This window comes from Leclercia sp. UBA1284 (assembly GCF_002308415.1).
Classification (GTDB): Bacteria; Pseudomonadota; Gammaproteobacteria; order Enterobacterales; family Enterobacteriaceae; genus Enterobacter; species Enterobacter pneumoniae.
This window is the reverse complement of the sequence record NZ_DBUS01000007.1, coordinates 64,869-85,690: the sequence shown is the minus strand read 5'-3', so window position 1 is coordinate 85,690 and position 20,822 is coordinate 64,869. Positions and strand designations below refer to the sequence as shown.

20 protein-coding genes are annotated in these 20,822 nt (G+C 55.0%); 10 read left to right on the top strand and 10 right to left on the bottom strand.

Annotated elements, in window-relative coordinates; translation table 11 throughout:
- Positions 1-54 precede the first annotated feature (54 nt).
- Positions 55-1,479 (top strand): dihydrolipoyl dehydrogenase, encoded by a 1,425-nt coding sequence (gene lpdA, locus B3511_RS15145; protein ID WP_046884973.1) that lies wholly within the window; start codon positions 55-57, stop codon positions 1,477-1,479.
- A 49-nt stretch (positions 1,480-1,528) separates the two neighbouring features.
- Here the strand turns inward: lpdA and B3511_RS15140 are convergent, their stop codons facing one another.
- The 3 genes from B3511_RS15140 to B3511_RS15130 form a co-directional block, all read right to left on the bottom strand.
- Positions 1,529-2,323, bottom strand: coding sequence for a DUF2950 family protein (locus B3511_RS15140; RefSeq protein ID WP_286783708.1), 795 nt, complete (start codon positions 2,321-2,323; stop codon positions 1,529-1,531).
- 10 nt (positions 2,324-2,333) lie between these two features.
- A complete protein-coding gene (locus B3511_RS15135) occupies positions 2,334-3,869 on the bottom strand; it encodes a DUF3300 domain-containing protein (RefSeq protein WP_286783707.1) in 1,536 nt (511 codons plus the stop codon).
- A gap of 206 nt (positions 3,870-4,075) precedes the next feature.
- The gene (locus tag B3511_RS15130) at positions 4,076-4,207 is read right to left on the bottom strand and encodes a hypothetical protein (protein WP_286783706.1); all 132 of its coding nucleotides are present in this window, start codon (positions 4,205-4,207) and stop codon (positions 4,076-4,078) included.
- A gap of 123 nt (positions 4,208-4,330) precedes the next feature.
- Between B3511_RS15130 and B3511_RS15125 the strand changes: the two genes are divergently transcribed.
- From B3511_RS15125 to yacL, 3 genes are all read left to right on the top strand, one after another.
- Entirely contained in the window at positions 4,331-4,519 is a 189-nt protein-coding gene (locus B3511_RS15125) for a hypothetical protein (RefSeq protein ID WP_286783705.1), read from the top strand.
- 246 nt (positions 4,520-4,765) lie between these two features.
- Positions 4,766-7,363, top strand: a complete 2,598-nt coding sequence (acnB, locus tag B3511_RS15120) for a bifunctional aconitate hydratase 2/2-methylisocitrate dehydratase (RefSeq protein WP_286783704.1) — start codon at positions 4,766-4,768, stop codon at positions 7,361-7,363.
- Positions 7,364-7,553: 190 nt separating this feature from the next.
- Entirely contained in the window at positions 7,554-7,916 is a 363-nt protein-coding gene (gene yacL / locus B3511_RS15115; protein WP_040077132.1) for a protein YacL, read from the top strand.
- A gap of 31 nt (positions 7,917-7,947) precedes the next feature.
- Here yacL and speD read toward each other — a convergent pair whose 3' ends face one another.
- The 3 genes from speD to B3511_RS15100 all read right to left on the bottom strand — a co-directional run bounded on the left by speD (position 7,948) and on the right by B3511_RS15100 (position 10,067).
- The gene (gene speD / locus B3511_RS15110; protein ID WP_040077131.1) at positions 7,948-8,742 is read right to left on the bottom strand and encodes an adenosylmethionine decarboxylase; all 795 of its coding nucleotides are present in this window, start codon (positions 8,740-8,742) and stop codon (positions 7,948-7,950) included.
- 1 nt (position 8,743) lies between these two features.
- Positions 8,744-9,613, bottom strand: a complete 870-nt coding sequence (gene speE / locus B3511_RS15105; RefSeq protein ID WP_212477191.1) for a polyamine aminopropyltransferase — start codon at positions 9,611-9,613, stop codon at positions 8,744-8,746.
- Positions 9,614-9,719: 106 nt separating this feature from the next.
- On the bottom strand, positions 9,720-10,067 hold the full coding sequence (locus tag B3511_RS15100; protein WP_040078596.1) for a YacC family pilotin-like protein: 348 nt from the start codon (positions 10,065-10,067) through the stop codon (positions 9,720-9,722).
- A gap of 145 nt (positions 10,068-10,212) precedes the next feature.
- Between B3511_RS15100 and cueO the strand changes: the two genes are divergently transcribed.
- Positions 10,213-11,772, top strand: coding sequence for a multicopper oxidase CueO (gene cueO, locus B3511_RS15095; RefSeq protein WP_286783703.1), 1,560 nt, complete (start codon positions 10,213-10,215; stop codon positions 11,770-11,772).
- A gap of 185 nt (positions 11,773-11,957) precedes the next feature.
- On the opposite strand, the gene B3511_RS15090 is transcribed toward cueO, so the two are convergent.
- Entirely contained in the window at positions 11,958-14,348 is a 2,391-nt protein-coding gene (locus tag B3511_RS15090; protein WP_046884966.1) for a glucose/quinate/shikimate family membrane-bound PQQ-dependent dehydrogenase, read from the bottom strand.
- 207 nt (positions 14,349-14,555) lie between these two features.
- On the opposite strand from B3511_RS15090, the gene hpt reads away from it, so the two are divergent.
- Positions 14,556-15,092, top strand: a complete 537-nt coding sequence (gene hpt / locus B3511_RS15085; RefSeq protein WP_046884965.1) for a hypoxanthine phosphoribosyltransferase — start codon at positions 14,556-14,558, stop codon at positions 15,090-15,092.
- Between the two features lie 66 nt (positions 15,093-15,158).
- Here the strand turns inward: hpt and can are convergent, their stop codons facing one another.
- Positions 15,159-15,821 (bottom strand): carbonate dehydratase, encoded by a 663-nt coding sequence (gene can / locus B3511_RS15080; RefSeq protein ID WP_040077126.1) that lies wholly within the window; start codon positions 15,819-15,821, stop codon positions 15,159-15,161.
- A gap of 107 nt (positions 15,822-15,928) precedes the next feature.
- Here can and B3511_RS15075 point away from each other — a divergent pair, with 107 nt between their 5' ends.
- The 4 genes from B3511_RS15075 to B3511_RS15060 all read left to right on the top strand — a co-directional run bounded on the left by B3511_RS15075 (position 15,929) and on the right by B3511_RS15060 (position 19,487).
- A complete protein-coding gene (locus B3511_RS15075) occupies positions 15,929-16,855 on the top strand; it encodes an ABC transporter ATP-binding protein (protein ID WP_040077125.1) in 927 nt (308 codons plus the stop codon).
- A complete protein-coding gene (locus tag B3511_RS15070; RefSeq protein ID WP_040077124.1) occupies positions 16,852-17,622 on the top strand; it encodes an ABC transporter permease in 771 nt (256 codons plus the stop codon). Before B3511_RS15075 ends, B3511_RS15070 begins: the two co-directional genes overlap by 4 nt.
- Positions 17,623-17,735: 113 nt before the next feature.
- Positions 17,736-18,176, top strand: a complete 441-nt coding sequence (locus B3511_RS15065) for a PTS sugar transporter subunit IIA (protein WP_207293012.1) — start codon at positions 17,736-17,738, stop codon at positions 18,174-18,176.
- Positions 18,177-18,239: 63 nt separating this feature from the next.
- Positions 18,240-19,487: a polysaccharide deacetylase family protein gene (locus B3511_RS15060; RefSeq protein ID WP_286783702.1), complete on the top strand. Its 1,248-nt coding sequence runs from the start codon at positions 18,240-18,242 to the stop codon at positions 19,485-19,487.
- Positions 19,488-19,490: 3 nt separating this feature from the next.
- Here the strand turns inward: B3511_RS15060 and panD are convergent, their stop codons facing one another.
- Positions 19,491-19,871 carry an aspartate 1-decarboxylase gene (gene panD, locus B3511_RS15055; protein WP_039030334.1) on the bottom strand — a complete coding sequence of 127 codons (381 nt, stop codon included), beginning with the start codon at positions 19,869-19,871 and terminating at the stop codon, positions 19,491-19,493.
- Positions 19,872-19,957: 86 nt separating this feature from the next.
- On the bottom strand, positions 19,958-20,812 hold the full coding sequence (panC, locus tag B3511_RS15050) for a pantoate--beta-alanine ligase (RefSeq protein WP_286783701.1): 855 nt from the start codon (positions 20,810-20,812) through the stop codon (positions 19,958-19,960).
- Between the last annotated feature and the right edge of the window lie 10 nt (positions 20,813-20,822).

Below are 20,822 nucleotides of genomic sequence, written 5' to 3'. Positions count from 1 at the left end.
ATACGGGCGGATAGAACGACCCGGTGGACGACGGGTATAAATTAAGAGGTCATGATGAGCACAGAAATCAAAACTCAGGTCGTAGTACTTGGGGCAGGCCCGGCAGGTTATTCCGCAGCATTCCGCGCGGCGGATTTAGGTCTGGAAACCGTCATCGTAGAACGTTACAACACCCTTGGCGGTGTTTGTCTGAACGTCGGCTGTATCCCTTCTAAAGCGCTGCTGCACGTAGCGAAAGTTATCGAAGAAGCCAAAGCACTGGCTGAACACGGTATCGTCTTCGGTGAGCCGAAAACTGACATCGACAAAATTCGTACCTGGAAAGAGAAAGTTATCACTCAGCTGACCGGCGGTCTGGCGGGTATGGCCAAAGGCCGTAAAGTGAAAGTGGTAAACGGTCTGGGTAAATTCACCGGCGCGAACACCCTGGAAGTGGAAGGCGAGAACGGTAAAACAGTGATCAACTTCGACAACGCGATCATCGCCGCGGGTTCTCGTCCAATTGAACTGCCGTTCATTCCACATGAAGATCCACGCGTGTGGGACTCTACCGATGCGCTGGAGCTGAAAGAAGTGCCTAAGCGCCTGCTGGTTATGGGTGGCGGTATCATCGGTCTGGAAATGGGTACTGTGTACCACGCGCTGGGTTCAGAGATTGACGTGGTTGAAATGTTCGACCAGGTTATCCCGGCTGCTGACAAAGACATCGTTAAAGTCTTCACCAAGCGCATCAGCAAGAAGTTCAACCTGATGCTGGAAACCAAAGTGACTGCCGTTGAAGCGAAAGAAGACGGTATTTACGTTTCCATGGAAGGCAAAAAAGCCCCTGCTGAACCACAGCGTTACGACGCCGTGCTGGTGGCAATCGGCCGTGTGCCGAACGGTAAAAACCTCGACGCGGGCAAAGCTGGCGTGGAAGTGGACGACCGTGGCTTCATCCGCGTTGACAAGCAGCTGCGTACCAACGTGCCGCACATCTTTGCTATCGGCGACATCGTTGGTCAGCCAATGCTGGCGCACAAAGGTGTTCACGAAGGTCACGTTGCCGCGGAAGTTATCGCCGGCATGAAACACTACTTCGATCCAAAAGTGATCCCATCTATCGCCTACACTGAGCCAGAAGTTGCCTGGGTTGGTCTGACTGAGAAAGAAGCGAAAGAGAAAGGCATCAGCTACGAAACCGCCACCTTCCCGTGGGCTGCTTCTGGCCGTGCTATCGCTTCCGACTGCGCAGACGGTATGACCAAGCTGATCTTCGACAAAGAATCTCACCGTGTGATCGGTGGTGCGATTGTCGGCACCAACGGCGGCGAGCTGCTGGGCGAAATCGGCCTGGCGATCGAAATGGGCTGTGACGCTGAAGACATCGCGCTGACCATCCACGCTCACCCAACTCTGCACGAGTCCGTGGGCCTGGCGGCAGAAGTGTTTGAAGGTAGCATCACCGACCTGCCAAACGCTAAAGCGAAGAAGAAGTAAGTTCTTCCTGAATGCGAAACGCCTCCTCCGGAGGCGTTTTTTTTTGCCTTTAGTCCGGGGCGACAGGCTGCCAGGTTTTATCCGGGCGATAGGCGGTCAATGCCTGCGCTTTCTGGGCTGAATCAGGGCCTAAGTTAGTTTGATACACCCTATCATCCTGATTAATCACGAAGCTCATCACCCCTGTCTGACCGTATTCAACCGGCCAGGCTATCATGGCAAAGCCTTTTCCCTCCGGCAAAATGCGGAACCGATATCCATGATAGCCCGCACCGGGTGTAGTTGGGCTAAATGCCGGGCCGAGCGGGCTGGGCGCCTCTCCGGGGGCGGCGGGCCAGTAGAGGCCATCCTGCTTCCCCGCTGTGCTGACAATTTTGTCGGCGTAACGTTGAGTGACTGCAAAATAGCGTTGCTGGGCATCTACGTAGACGTGCAGCGCGTCTATCGCGGCCAGTTCGTTGCGGCCAATCTCGCGGGTCAGGATCGCTTCTGCCGCCTCTTTGAGGTCAAAGTGCCAGCCAGAAGCGCTTCTTACCACGGGTATCGGTAATTGCCAGTCGTGGCTCCCCACCACCAGGTGTGCGGTATCACCGTTAACCACCGTGTTATGACGGACTTTCCAGTCGCGCATGAAGCGATCGACAGCCCCGGGATCGACCCCTTCCGGCGGTAAGATATCGCGCCAGTTTTCCCCCAGCAGGCTACTCATCGCGCTTTCATTTTGCTCACTGATGGCCGTTGCCAGCGCATCGGTCGCTTGCTCTGGCGTGCTGAAAGATTGCTGCGCCAGCGCGGCGGTCGAAAGCAGGCATATCGCCACTCCGCAGAGTAATTTATTTTTCATGTCGGCTCCCTTAACGGTGACGGAATTCACGATGTTCAGCATGTCCGGCTGGCATTTGACGGGATTGATGTTGGCGAGTCGCCAGTTGTCGGCTCTGCGCACCGCGCTGCTGCTGGGCCTGCCAGTTAGCGGAGCGGCTGTCGTTACCACTCAGCGCATTGGCGCGGTTCTGGTTGATGCGCTGCTGAACATCACGTTGCTGCCCGGAGTGTGAAACCCGGTGTTCGGGGCTGCGTGCCAGGGGCTGGCGGCGCGCATGTTGCGCCGTTTGATGACCGCTGTCGTAGCCACGGTAGTTGTTGCGTTGGGAGATCTGCCTGAGCTGTTCCGTAGACGCCTGGCGCTGCGCGTCCCGGGTGGCAGGTCGCACGGTCTGCGCGAAGGTTTTGCCCGTCGATTTCTCCATCTGGTTCAGGGCTGCCTGACGCTGACCCTCCCTGTTGACCGGTTTTTGTTGTGTCGAACTCAGCCCGGCAGCCGCATGGGTGGAGTGAAAACGATCGCTGAGCTGGCTGGTAGGGTAGGGTACCCCCTCCCGATAGGCCGGATTATGTTGCCAGCGACGGCTGGCGTCCGTCAGATGCTGTCCGCTGATTTTGTTGAAATTATTAACGTTGATATTGATGTTGTTATCACCGTTGCGGTTATAGCCGCCGTGATGATCCCAGTCATCGTCATGATGGTGGTGATCCCAGTCGTCATCCCAGTTGATGTTGCTGAAGAGGGCATAGGTGGTCGCCACGCCCAGGCTGAAGCCTAAACCTTTTACCAGGCTGTCAGTAAACTGCTCGCCGGGGGAGGGAGGTAAATAGACCGGCGGATAAGCGCTGTTGGGCCAGGTGCCATACAGGGTGTTGGGATTATAGGTTGGAACATACACGACCTGCGGGTCGGCCGATTCAATCTTTATCACCGTTGGGCTTGTGGTGGGTGTAGTGGTAGCGGCCGTCTGGCTGGAGGCAGTTGCCGCCGGGGCCGATTTTGTCACTGTGGTGACTTTTTGCTGTGGTGTCGATTGTAATGCTCCGGCCTGTTGCGCCAGTAAACGCAGGCGTTGCACTGAGTCCATCACATCTTTCGGTTGTGCAAGAAACGCATTGCCCAGGTTTTGTACCCAGGGCGGGTTTTCCCCCATCAGGGACATGAGCTGTGGGAATGCCACCAGCGATTTTACTGACGGGTCCCACGGTTGCGCAGCAGCGGCCTGAATGGCCGCGTCGCCCTGCATTTTTGGATTGTCTTTTGACCATTGTGCCGCCTGCAGGACATTGGTCGGGTAGGTCGAAGCCATCAAAATTTGCGACAGCAGGGCATCCGGGTAGAGCGCGATGGGGGCGACCCACTGATCGATCTGCGCGGCTGTAAAGGCTGGCGCAACGACGGGATCGGTGACAGGGGCCGCAGGTTGTGCCGCTGTGGGTTGTGCTGCTGGTGCTGGTGGGGCAGGCTCCGTTGTGCGGCTGTTAACGAACATCGCGCCTGAGGCGGCGAACAGCCCGGCACTGCACAGAAGGACAAGCAGAGGGGGCTTAAAGGGCATCTTCATAATATGACTCCAACGAGACCAGCGCTGTGCCGCGAGGCATTAGGGTTGGCGTGAGTATTATTCACCCGCCCTTTTACTTTTTGACTTTTATTGGTAATGGCCCGGTGCATCCGGATAAAGAGTGTGAGTATTTATTACGCAATTATATCGGATGGCTGAACAGGCATCGGGTAAATCAGATGGCCGCTCTGGCGAGCGGCCAACAGCTAGTTGCCGAGGTTAATAACAAACAGCACCGTGATGTCGGATATGCTCCAGCCACCGTGCAGTGCGGTAAGCAGTAAACCGGTCACAACGATCAGCGCATAAATTCGCATCTCCATTGCGTGCGTTCCCATTCAGGCTACGCGGGTTCATTCTTCACCGGGAAAGGCAGAACCAGGCAAATTGGGGTTTTGCCACGTAGAGGAAGGAACTGCTCCCGGGCCCGGTGGCTGGTTGCTACACCAGCGAAGCAGGCCGTGGAAAAGCGTAGTGGATTTAAAGGATGTGAAGAAGAGAAAAACAGCATTTACATAGGGTTTCATCGAAAACGGGAAGGCGCCGCGCAGAATAAAAAAATCACCTTGCAAGTCGATATGAAGGGGAGCAATATTCTCTGCGTTGGGGTTTTGCCGCAAATCTGCCAGCCCGGTGTGCTACCACCCTAAGGCAACAAATTAACCGCTTTTTGGCGGTTTTTTTGTGCCCTGAACACGTCCTCTCTCCCTGCTATACCATTCTTAACGATTCAGCAAAGTATTTAATGTTGCTTTTTTGTAAACAGATTAACACTGTGCAGAAATCCTGCTATGCTGCCCGACGCGGTATCGGGCATTTACCCTACAAACTGCTGTCTCACAGGAGCGTGAAGAGAACGCCGGCCGCATATGACAATGAGAGCGAGGAGAACCGTCGTGCTAGAAGAATACCGTAAGCACGTAGCAGAACGTGCCGCCGAGGGAATTGTACCCAAACCTTTAGATGCAACCCAAATGGCCGCGCTCGTCGAGCTGCTGAAGAATCCGCCTAAGGGCGAAGAAGAATTCCTGTTAGATCTGTTGATCAACCGTGTACCGCCTGGCGTAGATGAAGCTGCCTATGTCAAAGCCGGATTCCTTGCCGCCATTGCTAAAGGCGATGCGACCTCCCCCCTGGTTACTCCTGAAAAAGCGATTGAACTGCTCGGCACCATGCAGGGCGGCTATAACATTCATCCGCTGATTGATGCGCTGGATAACGACAAGCTGGCACCGATTGCCGCGAAAGCGCTCTCTTCAACGCTGCTGATGTTCGATAACTTCTACGATGTAGAAGAGAAAGCGAAAGCGGGCAACGTCTACGCGAAGCAGGTGATGCAGTCCTGGGCCGATGCTGAATGGTTCCTGAACCGTCCTGCGCTGGCTGAAAAAATCACCGTTACCGTCTTCAAAGTGACCGGTGAAACTAACACCGATGACCTCTCTCCGGCACCGGATGCGTGGTCTCGCCCGGACATCCCTCTGCACGCCCTGGCGATGCTGAAAAACGCCCGTGAAGGTATCGAGCCGGATCAGCCTGGCAGCGTGGGCCCGATCAAGCAGATCGAAGCCCTGCAGCAGAAAGGTTTCCCGCTGGCCTACGTTGGTGACGTTGTGGGTACCGGTTCTTCCCGTAAATCGGCAACCAACTCCGTGCTGTGGTTCATGGGCGATGATATCCCGCATGTGCCGAACAAACGCGGCGGCGGTCTGTGCCTCGGTGGCAAAATTGCCCCTATCTTCTTTAACACCATGGAAGATGCGGGCGCGCTGCCAATCGAAGTGGATGTTTCTAACCTGAACATGGGCGACGTGATTGACGTTTACCCGTTCAAAGGCGAAGTGCGTAACCACGAAACCAACGAACTGCTGGCCAGCTTCGCGCTGAAAACCGACGTGCTGATTGACGAAGTCCGCGCCGGTGGCCGTATTCCGCTGATCATTGGCCGTGGCCTGACCACCAAAGCGCGTGAAGCGCTCGGTCTGCCGCACAGCGATGTGTTCCGTCAGGCGAAAGACGTGGCTGAAAGCAGCCGTGGTTTCTCTCTGGCGCAGAAAATGGTTGGCCGCGCGTGCGGCGTCGCGGGCGTCCGTCCGGGCGCGTACTGCGAACCGAAGATGACCTCTGTCGGTTCTCAGGATACCACCGGCCCAATGACCCGTGACGAACTGAAAGACCTGGCGTGCCTGGGCTTCTCTTCCGATCTGGTGATGCAGTCCTTCTGCCACACGGCGGCCTATCCGAAGCCGGTTGATGTGACCACGCACCACACGCTGCCAGACTTCATCATGAACCGTGGCGGCGTCTCTCTGCGTCCGGGCGATGGCGTTATCCACTCCTGGCTGAACCGCATGCTGTTGCCAGATACCGTGGGTACCGGCGGTGACTCCCACACCCGTTTCCCAATCGGGATCTCCTTCCCGGCGGGCTCCGGTCTGGTGGCCTTCGCCGCTGCGACCGGCGTTATGCCACTGGATATGCCGGAGTCCGTGCTGGTGCGCTTCAAAGGCAAAATGCAGCCGGGTATCACTCTGCGCGACCTGGTTCACGCCATCCCGCTGTACGCTATCAAACAGGGCCTGCTGACCGTTGAGAAGAAGGGCAAGAAAAACATCTTCTCTGGCCGTATCCTGGAGATCGAAGGTCTGCCGGATCTGAAAGTGGAGCAGGCGTTCGAACTGACCGATGCCTCCGCTGAGCGTTCTGCTGCAGGCTGTACCATCAAGCTGAACCAGGCGCCGATTGAAGAGTATCTGACCTCCAACATCGTCCTGCTGAAGTGGATGATTGCCGAAGGCTATGGCGATCGTCGTACCCTGGAGCGTCGTATTCAGGGCATGGAAAAATGGCTGGCGGATCCGCAGCTGCTGGAAGCTGACGCTGATGCAGAATACGCGGCCGTGATCGACATCGATCTGGCTGATATCAAAGAGCCGATCCTCTGTGCACCGAACGATCCGGACGATGCGCGTCCACTCTCTGCAGTGCAGGGCGAGAAGATCGACGAAGTGTTCATCGGTTCCTGTATGACCAACATCGGCCACTTCCGTGCTGCCGGTAAGCTGCTGGATACCCACAAAGGCCAGCTGCCAACCCGCCTGTGGGTGGCACCGCCAACCCGTATGGACGCGGCTCAGCTGACCGAAGAGGGCTACTACAGCGTGTTTGGTAAGAGCGGTGCGCGTATCGAAATCCCTGGCTGCTCCCTGTGCATGGGTAACCAGGCGCGCGTGGCGGACGGTGCGACGGTGGTCTCCACCTCTACCCGTAACTTCCCGAACCGTTTAGGTACCGGTGCAAACGTCTTCCTGGCCTCTGCGGAGCTGGCGGCGGTTGCGGCGCTGATTGGCAAGCTGCCAACGCCGGAAGAGTACCAGACCTTTGTGGCTCAGGTTGATAAGACGGCTGTTGATACCTATCGCTATCTGAACTTCGATCAGCTCTCTCAGTACACAGAGAAAGCGGACGGGGTTATCTTCCAGACGGCAGTATAAACAGCAAAACCGTCTCCACGAGACGGTTTTTAGTGTTTGCACCCTCTCCCGTGGGAGAGGGACGGGGTGAGGGCATCAGGCCGCAGGGTCTTGCTTTCACCTTTTTATTTTCATTCCTTCCCCCCTCCACGCTTTTTTTCTTCCTCTCTGCTGCGATAATTACCCTAATGGCTTTGCAGAGGAAAACACCATGGATTACGAATTTCTGCGCGATATCACCGGTGTGGTGAAAGTGCGCATGTCGATGGGCCACGAAGTGGTCGGGCACTGGTTCAATGAAGAAGTGAAAGAGAACCTTGCCCTGCTGGATGAAGTGGAACAGGCGGCACGCACCGTGAAAGGGAGCGAGCGCTCATGGCAACGCGCCGGGCATGAATACACTCTGTGGATGGACGGCGAAGAGGTGATGGTTCGCGCTAATCAACTGGAGTTTTCCGGCGACGAAATGGAAGAGGGGATGAACTACTACGACGAAGAGAGCCTGTCGCTGTGCGGCGTAGAGGATTTCCTGCAGGTGGTGGCCGCTTACCGCGACTTTATGAAACAGAAATAATGGACCGGAGCATCCCTGCTCCCGGTACCTTTTATACGGCCGGAATATTGCGGCCGTAATAAATCTCGCGCATCTCTTTCCAGAGCAGGTCGGTAATGACCTTACGCTCTTCTTCGCTTAAATCTTCCGGTTTGGTATGGAACATGTAGTGCTTAAGGTCGAAATCCTTTAGCAACATTTTGGTATGGAAGATATTTTCCTGGTAAACGTTCACGTCCACCATGTCGTACAGCGCTTTCATATCTTCGGACATGAAGTTCTGAATCGAGTTTATTTCATGATCGATAAAGTGCTTCATCCCGTTGATATCACGCGTAAAACCACGTACGCGATAATCGACGGTCACAATATCGGATTCAAGTTGATGAATCAGGTAATTCAGCGCTTTTAATGGTGAAATCACCCCGCAGGTCGAGACTTCAATATCTGCGCGGAACGTGCAAAGGCCGCCTTCAGGGTGGCTTTCCGGATAGGTATGTACGCAGATATGGCTTTTATCGAGGTGAGCCACCACCGTTTCAGGTAGCGGACCTGGGTGTTCAGTCTGGTCAATAAGCTTGGGATCGATCGGCTCTTCGCTGACCAGAATGGTCACGCTGGCGCCTTGCGGTTCATAATCCTGGCGTGCAACGTTCAGGATATTGGCGCCGATAATTGAGCAGGTTTCTGACAAGATTTCAGTCAGGCGGTTGGCGTTGTAGAGTTCATCGATATAGGCGATATAACCATCGCGCTCTTCCGCTGTCTTTGCATAGCAGATATCGTAGATACAAAAACTCAGGCTTTTGGTCAGGTTGTTAAAGCCATGCAGTTTAAGCTTTTTCAATTTAGCTCACCCCCTTAGATGTCAGTGCGTCTTTCAGATATTGTGGTAGTGCGAATGCTGCGGTATGAACCGCGGGATTATAGTAGCGGCAGGTCAGATTAGCCTGATGGAAGCGCGCCTGGATGATTTCAGTGGAGAGGTGGCGCAGGGCTTCGTTATCCGTGGCCCAGGCAAACGTCATCACGCCGCCGTAGTAGGTCGGAATCGCCGCCTGGTAGAAGCTCACATCGGCAAAGTAATTGCTCAATTTGCGGTGGCTATCGAGGGCTTCGTCCTGCTGCAGGAAGCAGACGCCATTCTGGGCAACAAAGATGCCGCCCGGTTTCAGGCAGCGCTTGCAGCCCTCATAAAATGCTGAGGTAAACAGGCTCTCACCGGGGCCGATAGGGTCGGTACAGTCGGAGATGATCACGTCAAAGGTTTGCGTGGTCTGATTAACAAAGTTAACCCCATCATCGATGACCAGGCTAAAGCGCGGATCGTCGTAGCTGCCCGCGTTGTGGTTGGGTAAATACTGGCGACAGAAGGAGACCACGCCGGCATCAATTTCCACCATGGTGATGCTTTCAATCGACTTATGACGCGAGACTTCGCGCAGCATCGCGCCGTCGCCGCCGCCGATGATCAGCACATGTTTGGCGTGGCCGTGAGCCAACAGCGGGACGTGGGTCATCATTTCGTGATAGATGAATTCATCACGTTCGGTGGTTTGTACAACGCCATCCAGCGCCATCACGCGGCCAAAAGCCGTGTTCTCGAAGATAATCAGATCCTGATGATCGGTCTTTTCATGATACAGCACGTTATCAACGGCAAAGTACTGCCCAAAGTGATCGTGCAGCGTTTCATGCCACAGCGCATTTTTGGTCATTGGTGATACCTCCTTTGTTAACACCCGAGAAAACCAGGCGCAACATCATAGCTAACAACCCCGGGGGTTGCACGGCCATAATTTCAACAAGGAGGCGTCAGAAAGGTTACTTTACGTAGGCAAGAAGACTCAACGAGTCGCGGGCCAGCGCTTTGCATTTTTTCGCGGTAGGAATGCCGATGCCGCTGAGATCGCGGTAGCTGTCTTCACCGAGCGCCTTCATGTCAAAGCTATCGTAGTTGCTGAGATCCCACTGGTTTTGCTGGGCAAAAAAGACTAAAGCACGACGAATCTGTCCGTTGGGTAAATTCTGGTAGCCGCAATCGTTTTTCAGAAACACAAACACTGCCGTCAGATCCGCCATATCTTCGGCTTCATTTTCACTCAGCGCATAGCTATTTGCGCAACTAATCATAAGGCTGCTGAACAGAATTGTGCGGAAAAACGTCTTCATTGCTTCTACCAATACGTCACGGAAATTCAACGTTAGCACACTTCCCGCCGGTGCGACGATCTTTATTCTGTCTGCACTTATTGACCTTCCGCTAAGGGGAGGGTTTATGCTCTGATACCCGTCTGCTGGAATTAAGGAAATGAACATGCAACGCCGTGATTTTTTAAAATATTCTGCTGCGCTGGGTGTCGCCAGCGCGCTTCCGCTCTGGAGTCGTGCGGTATTTGCCGCCGACAGGCCCGCTTTGCCTATCCCTGACTTAATCGCTCCCGATGCACGAAATCAAATCCGTCTGGTCGTCCAGCAGGGGAAAACCACCTTTGGCCCACATCAGGCCACCACATGGGGCTATAACGGTAATCTGCTCGGCCCGGCACTCCAGCTGCGCCAGGGTAAAGCTGTTACCGTTAATATTCACAATACCCTCGCTCAGGAGACCACGCTTCACTGGCACGGACTGGAAGTGCCCGGCGAGGTGGATGGTGGGCCGCAGGGGGTTATCAAACCAGGCGGTCAGCGCACGGTCTCTTTTACGCCGCAACAGCGTGCGGCAACCTGCTGGTTTCATCCCCATCAGCACGGCAAAACCGGCCATCAGGTGGCGATGGGATTAGCCGGGCTGGTGCTGATTGAAGACGATGAAAGCCGATTGCTGCGTCTGCCGAAGCAGTGGGGCATTGATGATGTGCCAGTGATTGTGCAGGACAAGAAGTTTACTGCCGACGGGCAGATCGATTATCAGCTCGACGTGATGAGCGCAGCCGTAGGCTGGTTTGGCGACACGCTGTTAACCAACGGTGCGGTTTATCCTCAGCACAGCGCACCCAAAGGCTGGCTGCGTCTGCGCCTGCTCAACGGGTGTAACGCCCGCTCCCTCAACTTTGCTACCAGCGACAAGCGCCCGCTGTATGTGGTGGCGAGCGACGGCGGTCTGCTGCCGGAGCCGGTTAAGGTAAGCGAGTTGCCGATGCTGATGGGCGAACGCTTTGAGGTGTTGGTGGATATCAGCGACGGTAAGGCATTTGACCTGGTGACCCTGCCGGTCAGCCAGATGGGGATGGCCGTTGCGCCATTTGATAAGCCGCATCCGGTATTGCGCGTCCAGCCGCTCCTGGTGGCGGCCTCCGGCACGCTACCCGATAAACTGGCCAGCCTGCCGGCGTTACCCGCGCTGGAGGGGCTTACGGAGCGTAAGCTACAGCTTTCGATGGACCCGATGCTCGATATGATGGGCATGCAGGCCCTGATGAAGCGCTATGGCCATCAGGCAATGTCCGGTATGCAGCACGGGCAGATGGAAGGCCATATGAATATGGATCACGGCAAGATGGGCGGCATGAACCATGGCGGGCATGGATTCGATTTGCACAATGCTAATATGATCAACGGCAAAGCCTTCGATATGAACACCCCGATGTTCGCGGCGACCAAAGGGCTGTATGAACGCTGGTTCATCTCCGGCGAGGGGGACATGATGCTGCACCCGTTCCACATTCACGGTACCCAGTTCCGCATTCTCTCGGAAAACGGCAACGCGCCTGCCGCGCATCGTTCAGGCTGGAAAGATACCGTGAAGGTAGAAGGGGGCGTGAGCGAGGTGCTGGTGAAGTTTGATCACGACGCGCCGAAGGCGTTTGCTTATATGGCGCACTGTCATCTGCTGGAACATGAAGATACGGGAATGATGCTGGGGTTCACGGTTTAGCTCTGAGCTGACTAAAGCCCTCACCCTGGCCCTCTCCCATGGGGAGAGGGAACAAACACAAAAAACGGCAACCGAAGTTGCCGTTTTGCTTTTACCCGGTGCGGCCTGATGCCCTCACCCTGGCCCTCTCCCACGGGGAGAGGGGACAAACACTAAAAACGGCAACCGAAGTTGCCGTTTCGCTTTTACTTTTTGTCGTCCGGCAGAGCATAAGCAACAATGTAGTCGCCCATCTTCGTACCAAACGAACCGTGACCACCTGCAGAGATGACAACATACTGCTTGCCATTCACTTCATAGGTCATCGGCGTGGCTTGTCCACCCGCTGGCAGACGGCCTTGCCACAGCTTCTCACCGTTGGTCATATTGTACGCACGCAGGTAGTTATCTGCGGTTGCGGCAATGAACAGCACGTTACCGGCGGTAGAGATTGGGCCACCCAGCATTGGCATACCCATATTGAACGGCACAGGAACCGGCATCGGGAACGGCATGCTGTCCTGCGGCGTACCAATACGTTTTTTCCAGACAACCTGATTGGTTTTCAGATCCAGCGCAGAGATGTAACCCCAGGCAGGCTGTTTACACGGTAGGCCAAACGGAGAGAGGAACGGGTTCAGCGTCACGCCATACGGCACGCCATACTGCGGCTGAATACCGGCTTCGGTACCGCTGCCTTTCGCATCTTTCGGCTGCTCCATTGGGTTGCCCGGGCCGCGCGGAATCAGTTTCGAGACAAACGGCAGCGCCATCGGGTTAGCAATTGCCACCTGACGGTTAGGGTCAACGGAGATCCCGCCCCATTCAAACATCCCCAGGTTACCCGGGAAGACCAGCGTGCCCTGTTCAGACGGCGGAGTGAAGATACCTTCATAGCGCAGCTGATGGAACATCACGCGGCACACCAGCTGGTCAAACATGGTGGCACCCCACATGTCTGCACCGCTGAGGTCTTTCTTCGGACGGAAGCTCAGGTCAGAGAACGGCTGCGTTTTGCTGACGTAGTCGCCTTTGGCTGCGCCCTGTGGAACCGGTTTTTCCGGAGCAGGGACGACCAGCTTACCGTTGCTGCGATCCAGCACGAAGATGTTGCCGGTTTTCGCCGGAGCGTAGATCACCGGAACGGTTTTACCGTTAACGGTAATGTCCGCCAGCGTCGGCTGGGACGGCATATCCATATCCCACAAATCGTGGTGAACGGTCTGATAGCTCCATGCCAGCTTACCGGTGGTCGCGTTCAGCGCCACGATGGCGCTCGCGTAGCGCTCCTGCTCCGGCGTACGGTTACCGCCCCAGATATCCGGCGTGGACACGCCCATCGGCAGGTAGACCAGGTCCAGCTTCGCGTCATACGCGGCAGGGGCCCAGGAGTTTGGCGAGTTAAAGGTAAAGGTATGTTCGTCTGACGGGATCGCGTTTGGATCTTTCGCGCCCGGGTCGAAGGCCCACAGCAGTTTACCGGTATTCACGTCAAAGCCACGGATAACGCCCGAGGTTTCGCGGGTAGAGAAGTTATCCGTTACCGAACCGGCAATCACGATGGTTTTATCGGTGATGATTGGTGGAGAGGTCGGCTCATACAGACCCGGCGTGGTATCCGGCATGTTGGTCTGCAGATTCAGGATACCCTTGTTAGCGAAGGTTTCGCACAGCTTGCCCGTTTCGGCGTTGATGGCAAACAGACGACCATCGTTGACCGGCAGCATAATGCGGCGCGGACAGTCGGCAATGACTTCCGGGCTGGCATTATCGGCACGCGCTTCGTGGTAAGAGACACCGCGGCAGGTAACGTGCTGGAACGACGGGTTGGAGTTCAGCTGTGGATCGAAGTGCCATTTCTCTTTACCGGTGGCCGCGTCGAGCGCGAACAGACGCTGGTGCGCCGTACACAGGTAGAGCATGTTGCCCACTTTGATTGGCGTCACTTCGTTGGTCAGTTCGCCCGGATCGTTAGGCATTTTCAGGTCGCCAGTACGGAAGACCCAGGCTTCTTTCAGATCTTTAACGTTATCGGCGTTGATCTGTTTTAACGGAGAGTAACGCTGACCTTCCTGGTTACGCCCGTAGGCCGGCCAGTCGCCATCAGCCACCTGCGAAATCGCTGCGGCAGGCGTCGATTCGCTACTCAGGGTGCCTTTGACTTCCTGCGGATCGTTAAAACCCGCCCATGTCAGGATGCCACCGCTGATTAACAGCGCCACGACCAGCGCCGCAACGGCACCGCTGGACGGCACCCAAAGACGACGCCAGACGAATGGCAGGATCAGCCAGATGCCAAAGAAGACCAGGATGTCACTGCGCGGCGTCAGTGCCCAGAAATCGAAACCGACTTCCCAGACGCCCCAAATCATTGTTGCAAGGAGCAGAGCGGCATACAGCCACAGTGCTGATTGCTTTCTACGCCACAGCAGGACGGTGACGCCAACCATCACCAGACCCGCGATCGGATAGTACCAGGAGCCGCCAATTGCGACCAGCCAGACGCCACCGATTAACAGATACAGCGCGCAGAAAGCTGCGAACACCGCCGTTAATGTCACCAGTAGACGGGGCTGTTGAGATTTTGTTTCAGCCATAGAAAATGTACTCGTCAGTTTTGTTAATTATTTGCTAGCAATTAATTATAGGTATTAACAAGTGTGATCGGAATCACAAATTTTGCTTTTTATATCTCATGCGCCAGGGCTATCCATTTGCTGTTATAATGGCCCGCTTGTGAATCGATGACGGACGCAGGTTCATCCGCATTGAGAGATGTGTTTTACAATCAAACGGTTAGTAATATGAAACATACTGTTGAAGTGATGATCCCGGAAGCGGAGATCAAAGCGCGTATCGCCGAGCTGGGCCGTGAAATTACCGCGCATTATAAAGACAGCGGTTCCGATATGGTGCTGGTGGGGCTGTTACGCGGTTCCTTCATGTTTATGGCCGACCTGTGCCGTGAAGTCCAGGTATCCCATGAAGTCGATTTTATGACCGCCTCCAGCTATGGCAGCGGCATGTCGACAACCCGCGATGTGAAAATCCTCAAAGATCTGGATGAGGATATTCGCGGTAAAGATGTACTGATCGTTGAGGACATCATCGACTCTGGCAACACGCTCTCCAAAGTGCGCGAAATCCTGAGCCTGCGTGGGCCGAAATCCCTCGCCATCTGTACCCTGCTGGATAAACCGACCCGTCGTGAAGTGGACGTGCCGGTAGAGTATATCGGTTTCTCTATCCCGGATGAGTTCGTTGTGGGCTACGGTATCGACTACGCTCAGCGTTATCGCCATCTGCCTTACATCGGCAAAGTGGTGCTGCTGGACGAGTGATCGGCTGGATGAGATCCGTAAGAGACAAACGGCAACACTGAGGTTGCCGTTTTGTTTTTCGGGCGTTTACTTGTGATTAACGTGCTTCTGTCTCAGGTTGGCAATCCCGGAACGATAGCGTTGCTCCAGCGTCTCGCGGTTGGTGGCGGTCACTTCCAGATTGCGCAGCAAGCCATCATGAATTCCGTACGCCAGGCCGTGAATGGTCACCTTTTGCCCGCGCTTCCACGCTGACTGCATGATTGTTGAGTGGCCCAGGTTGTACACCTGCTCCATGACGTTGAGTTCACACAGGGTATCGAGGCGGCGCTCCTGCGGCATTTCTCCCAGCAGTGAGCTATGTTTGAACCAGATATCGCGGATGTGCAGCAGCCAGTTGTCAATCAGCCCCAGTTCCGTGTTTTCAACCGCCGCCTGAACGCCGCCGCAGCCGTAGTGGCCACAAATAATGATATGTTCGACTTCCAGAACATCGACGGCATATTGCACGACAGAGAGACAGTTAAGGTCGGTATGGATGACCAGATTGGCGACGTTACGGTGGACAAAAAGTTCGCCGGGTTCAAGGCCGGTGAGCCGCTCAGCAGGAACGCGGCTGTCAGAACACCCTATCCATAAAAAGCGCGGTTTCTGCGCCTGCGCCAGCGTTTCGAAAAAGCCGGGATCCTCTTCCACCAGCATTTTTGACCATAGTGCATTATTGCTGATGAGTGTATCTATGTCTTTCATGGCGGTTAACGGCCTGTAACCAAGTGAGTGCGTTGCGCTAATATAGGGCAACGTGATTTTTTTTAAAACCACACTCGATGTGAAAGAACTTAAGGTAAGTCTAATCCATGACGATTGCACTGGAGCTTGAACAGCTTAAGAAAACCTATCCCGGCGGCGTTCAGGCGCTCCGTGGTATAGATCTGAAGGTGGAGGCCGGTGATTTTTACGCGCTTCTGGGGCCTAACGGGGCAGGAAAATCCACCACTATCGGCATTATCAGCTCACTGGTTAATAAAACCTCTGGCCGGGTCAGCGTCTTCGGCTACGACCTGGAAAAAGATGTCGTCAATGCCAAGCGTCAACTGGGGTTGGTGCCGCAGGAGTTCAACTTCAACCCGTTCGAGACCGTACAGCAGATCGTCGTAAACCAGGCGGGCTATTACGGGGTTGAGCGCAAAGATGCCGTTGAGCGTAGCGAAAAATACCTGAAACAGCTCGACCTGTGGGAAAAGCGCAATGAGCGTGCGCGGATGCTCTCCGGCGGTATGAAGCGCCGTCTGATGATTGCCCGTGCGCTGATGCACGAGCCAAAGCTGCTGATACTTGATGAACCGACCGCGGGTGTCGATATCGAGCTGCGTCGTTCCATGTGGGGGTTCCTGAAAGATCTGAACGACAAAGGCACCACCATTATTCTGACAACTCACTACCTCGAAGAGGCGGAGATGCTGTGCCGTAATATCGGCATCATTCAGCATGGCGAGCTGGTGGAAAACACCTCCATGAAAAACCTGCTCTCAAAGCTGAAGTCAGAGACCTTTATTCTCGATCTGGCGGCGAAAAGCGCGCTGCCGAAGCTGGAAGGCTATCAATACCGGCTGGTGGATACGTCCACGCTTGAAGTGGAAGTTCTGCGTGAGCAGGGAATTAATAGCGTATTTAGTCAGCTGAGTGCCCAGGGGATTCAGGTGTTGAGTATGCGTAACAAAGCCAACCGACTGGAAGAGCTGTTCGTCTCGCTGGTCCATCAGAAACAAGGAGAAAGCGCATGATGCAGCTTTACTGGGTGGCGCTGAAGAGTATCTGGGCCAAAGAGATCAACCGCTTTATGCGTATCTGGATCCAGACGCTGGTGCCGCCGGTGATCACCATGACCCTCTATTTCATTATCTTCGGCAATCTGATTGGGTCGCGAATTGGTGAGATGCACGGCTTTACTTACATGCAGTTCATCGTGCCAGGTTTGATTATGATGGCGGTGATCACCAACGCCTACGCCAACGTGGCATCGTCGTTCTTCAGCGCCAAGTTCCAGCGCAACATTGAAGAGTTGCTGGTGGCACCGGTACCGACGCATGTGATCATCGCCGGTTACGTAGGGGGCGGGGTAGCACGTGGCTTGTGCGTAGGGGTACTGGTAACGGCAATTTCACTGTTCTTTGTGCCGTTCCAGGTACACTCCTGGCTGTTTGTCGGGCTGACGCTGCTGTTAACGGCAGTACTCTTCTCGTTGGCAGGCCTGCTCAATGCTGTCTTTGCGAAAACCTTTGATGATATCAGCCTGATCCCCACGTTCGTGCTGACGCCGCTGACCTACCTTGGCGGGGTGTTCTACTCGCTGACGCTGCTGCCGCCGTTCTGGCAGGCGCTGTCACACCTGAACCCCATCGTCTACATGATTAGCGGTTTCCGTTTCGGTTTCCTTGGCATCTCTGATGTGCCGTTGGTGACGACAGTGGGCGTGCTGGCGATCTTTATCGTGGCGTTTTATCTTCTCTGCTACACCCTGATTCAACGGGGACGCGGCCTGCGTACCTAACCTTCCTGCCCGGCGGCGCCCGCCGCCGGGTCATGAGATACGGTTTTTTGACGGTCATCACCCCCGCAAATCCCGGCTGCCGCTACACTACGCCTCTGCAAAAGGAGAATTGTATGCTGGGTTGGGTAATCACATGCCATGATGAACAAGGGCAGGCGCTATTGGATCAGCTGACGGCCAGCTTTGGACCGCTGGTACAGTGCCAGGTGGTCAACTTCTGGCGTGGTCTGAGCACTAACATGCTGAGCCGCATGATGTGCGATGCGCTACACCATACCGACAGCGGAGAGGGTGTCATCTTCCTGACCGATATCACCGGCGCCGCGCCGTATCGCGCAGCGGCACTGCTCAGCCATAAACACCGCAACTGTGAAGTGATCACCGGGATCAGCTATCCGCTTCTGGAGGCGATGTATCCACTGCGTGAATCCCTGGACAGTGCGACCTTTCGCGATCGCATCGTGGCCCAGGGTGCGCCGCTTGTTAGCAGCCTCTGGCATCAGCAGCAAAAAAATCCCCCCTTTGTCCTGCTAAACGACCCGTACAAACATTAATCATTGGTATCAGCGTCGCTTTTGTTACAATGACGCCAGTTTTTAGCTCCCGATTAAGCTCTTATGTTCTCGCGAATTGTTCTTCTGTTATTGCTGCTGCTCTCAGGCGGCGCGACCGCCAGCCTGTTAAGCCAGCAAGGGCTTCCCACCCGCTATATGCAAACCACCGAAGATGCGGCGATTTGGGCGCAGGTCGGCAACGGGGTGATTAACGTCGGCAATATTCGCGCCGGACAGATTCTGGCCGTCGTGCCTACCGCGGCCGATTACTTTGAATTCCGCTTTGGCTTCGGCACCGGTTTTATTGATAAAGGCCATCTGGAAGAGGTGCAGGGGAAGCAGCGCGTAGAAGACAGCCTCGGCGATCTGAATAAACCCCTCAGTAATCAGAATCTGATCACCTGGAAAGACACCCCGGTTTATAACGCGCCAAATACCGGCAGCGCCCCCTTTGGCACTCTGGCAAATAACCTGCGTTATCCCATTCAGAGCAAGCTGAAAGATCGTTTAAACCAGACCTGGTTCCAGATTCGTATCGGTAATCGCCTCGCGTGGGTCAGTAGCCTGGATGCGCAGGAAGATAACGGCCTGCCGGTACTCACTTATCACCACATTTTGCGTGATGAAGAGAACACCCGTTTTCGCCATACCTCCACCACGACCAGCGTACGTGCGTTTAATAACCAGATGGCGTGGCTGCGCGATCAGGGCTACACCACGCTGAACCTCTATCAGCTGGAAGGGTATGTCCGTAACAAGATTAACCTGCCCGCGAAGGCGGTAGTGATTACGTTTGACGACGGTTTAAAATCGGTGAGTCGCTATGCTTACCCCATTCTGAAAGCGTACGGGTTCAACGCCACCGCGTTTATTATCTCGTCGCGTATTAAACGCCATCCGCAGAAGTGGGATCCCAAAGCGCTGCAGTTTATGAGCCTCTCCGAGCTACGTGAAATTCAGTCGGTGTTTGATTTCCAGTCACATACCCATTTTCTGCATCGGGTAGATGGCTATCATCATCCGATTCTGCTGAGCCGCAGTTACCATAATATTGTGATGGACTTTAAACACTCACGGCGGGCGTTGGCGCAGTTCAACCCGCACGTGTTGTACCTCTCGTATCCGTTTGGTGGTTATAACGATAAAGCGGTGAAAGCAGCGAACGACGCCGGTTTTCATCTGGCGGTGACAACGGTGAAAGGGAAGGTGAAGCCGGGAGATAATCCGTTTTTACTCAAACGGTTATATATTCTCAGGACGGACTCCCTGGAGACGATGTCGCGGCTGATCAGTAATCAGCCGCAGGGGTAATACTCAGGCAACCTGGACCGGAATAGCCTTCGCGGTACGTTTCATTTCGTTGTCGCCTTCGAAATAGGCGACTTTTGGCTGCCAGCGGCGCGCTTCTTCATCGGACATCATGACAAAGCTGGCGATAATGACAATATCACCGACGTTAGCGCAGTGCGCAGCGGCACCGTTAACGGAGATGATTTTAGACCCCCGTTCAGCCGCAATGGCATAGGTGGAGAAACGGTTGCCGTTGCTCACGTTCCAGATATCAATGGCTTCGTTTTCAAGAATACCCGCCGCGTCGAGAAAATCCTGATCGATCGCGCAGGAGCCTTCATAGTGCAGGTCGGCCTGGGTGACTTTGACACGGTGCAGCTTACCTTGCAGCATTTTGCGAATCATTACGTTTACCTTTACTCTCTGTCGTAACCCGCCGATCAATAAGCGGGAGGGGTAACTAATCCGTTAGCTCTCTATCGGCTCAGCCATTACTGAGCCAGTTCAACTACTGTGTTATCAATCAGCCGCGCCTGACCCAGCCAGGCGGCAACCAGAATGACTGCGCGTTTGCTGGTTGTCGAAAGCGCCAATAGCGTATCGGCATCCCGAATCTGGATATCATCCGCGCGAAAGCCCTTGTCATTCAATGCCTGCTCAGCGATAGCAATAATCTCTTCGCTGCTTAATGCTTTTTGCTGCAGCTGCTCGACCATGTCGCTCATAACTTTATACAGACCCGGTGCCAGTTTACGCTGGTCTGCGGTGAGGTAACCATTGCGTGAACTCAGGGCCAGGCCATCTTTCGCGCGCACAATTGGCACGCCGACAATCTCGATGTCGTAACCCAGATCGTCAACCATCTTGCGAATCAGCGCCAGCTGCTGGAAATCTTTCTCACCAAAGCAGGCGATATCCGGCTGGACCAGATTAAAAAGCTTACTGACGACAGTAGAGACCCCGCGGAAGTGGCCAGGGCGGCTGGCACCTTCGAGCATTGTGGAGATGCCAGGGACGTCGACGTAGGTGGTCCCCTCGGTCCCTTTCGGCCAGACTTCGTTCGGTGCCGGGGCGAAGACCAAATCAACGTGACGCTTATTCAGCTTCTCGCAATCCTCCTGCAACGTACGCGGATACCGCGCCAGGTCGTCGACGCGGTCGAACTGCATCGGGTTCACGAAGATACTCACCACCACCACATCGGCGCGGGCTTTAGCTTCGTCTACCAGCTTCATATGCCCGTCGTGCAGGTTGCCCATTGTAGGCACCAGCGCGATACGTTTACCTTCCTGACGCAGACGACGGATGTGCTGACGGAGCAGCGGCAGGGTTTCAATGATTAGCACAACGAGACTC

Bases quoted from the DNA above. Each gene is read 5' to 3' on its own strand.
- lpdA (WP_046884973.1), top strand. From the start codon at position 55: ATGAGCACAGAAATCAAAACTCAGGTCGTAGTACTTGGGGCAGGCCCG.
- B3511_RS15140 (WP_286783708.1), bottom strand. From the start codon at position 2,323: ATGAAAAATAAATTACTCTGCGGAGTGGCGATATGCCTGCTTTCGACC.
- B3511_RS15135 (WP_286783707.1), bottom strand. From the start codon at position 3,869: ATGAAGATGCCCTTTAAGCCCCCTCTGCTTGTCCTTCTGTGCAGTGCC.
- B3511_RS15130 (WP_286783706.1), bottom strand. From the start codon at position 4,207: ATGGGAACGCACGCAATGGAGATGCGAATTTATGCGCTGATCGTTGTG.
- yacL (WP_040077132.1), top strand. From the start codon at position 7,554: ATGGATTACGAATTTCTGCGCGATATCACCGGTGTGGTGAAAGTGCGC.
- speE (WP_212477191.1), bottom strand. From the start codon at position 9,613: ATGACCAAAAATGCGCTGTGGCATGAAACGCTGCACGATCACTTTGGG.
- B3511_RS15100 (WP_040078596.1), bottom strand. From the start codon at position 10,067: ATGAAGACGTTTTTCCGCACAATTCTGTTCAGCAGCCTTATGATTAGT.
- cueO (WP_286783703.1), top strand. From the start codon at position 10,213: ATGCAACGCCGTGATTTTTTAAAATATTCTGCTGCGCTGGGTGTCGCC.
- B3511_RS15090 (WP_046884966.1), bottom strand. From the start codon at position 14,348: ATGGCTGAAACAAAATCTCAACAGCCCCGTCTACTGGTGACATTAACG.
- hpt (WP_046884965.1), top strand. From the start codon at position 14,556: ATGAAACATACTGTTGAAGTGATGATCCCGGAAGCGGAGATCAAAGCG.
- can (WP_040077126.1), bottom strand. From the start codon at position 15,821: ATGAAAGACATAGATACACTCATCAGCAATAATGCACTATGGTCAAAA.
- B3511_RS15075 (WP_040077125.1), top strand. From the start codon at position 15,929: ATGACGATTGCACTGGAGCTTGAACAGCTTAAGAAAACCTATCCCGGC.
- B3511_RS15070 (WP_040077124.1), top strand. From the start codon at position 16,852: ATGATGCAGCTTTACTGGGTGGCGCTGAAGAGTATCTGGGCCAAAGAG.
- B3511_RS15065 (WP_207293012.1), top strand. From the start codon at position 17,736: ATGCTGGGTTGGGTAATCACATGCCATGATGAACAAGGGCAGGCGCTA.
- B3511_RS15060 (WP_286783702.1), top strand. From the start codon at position 18,240: ATGTTCTCGCGAATTGTTCTTCTGTTATTGCTGCTGCTCTCAGGCGGC.
- panD (WP_039030334.1), bottom strand. From the start codon at position 19,871: ATGATTCGCAAAATGCTGCAAGGTAAGCTGCACCGTGTCAAAGTCACC.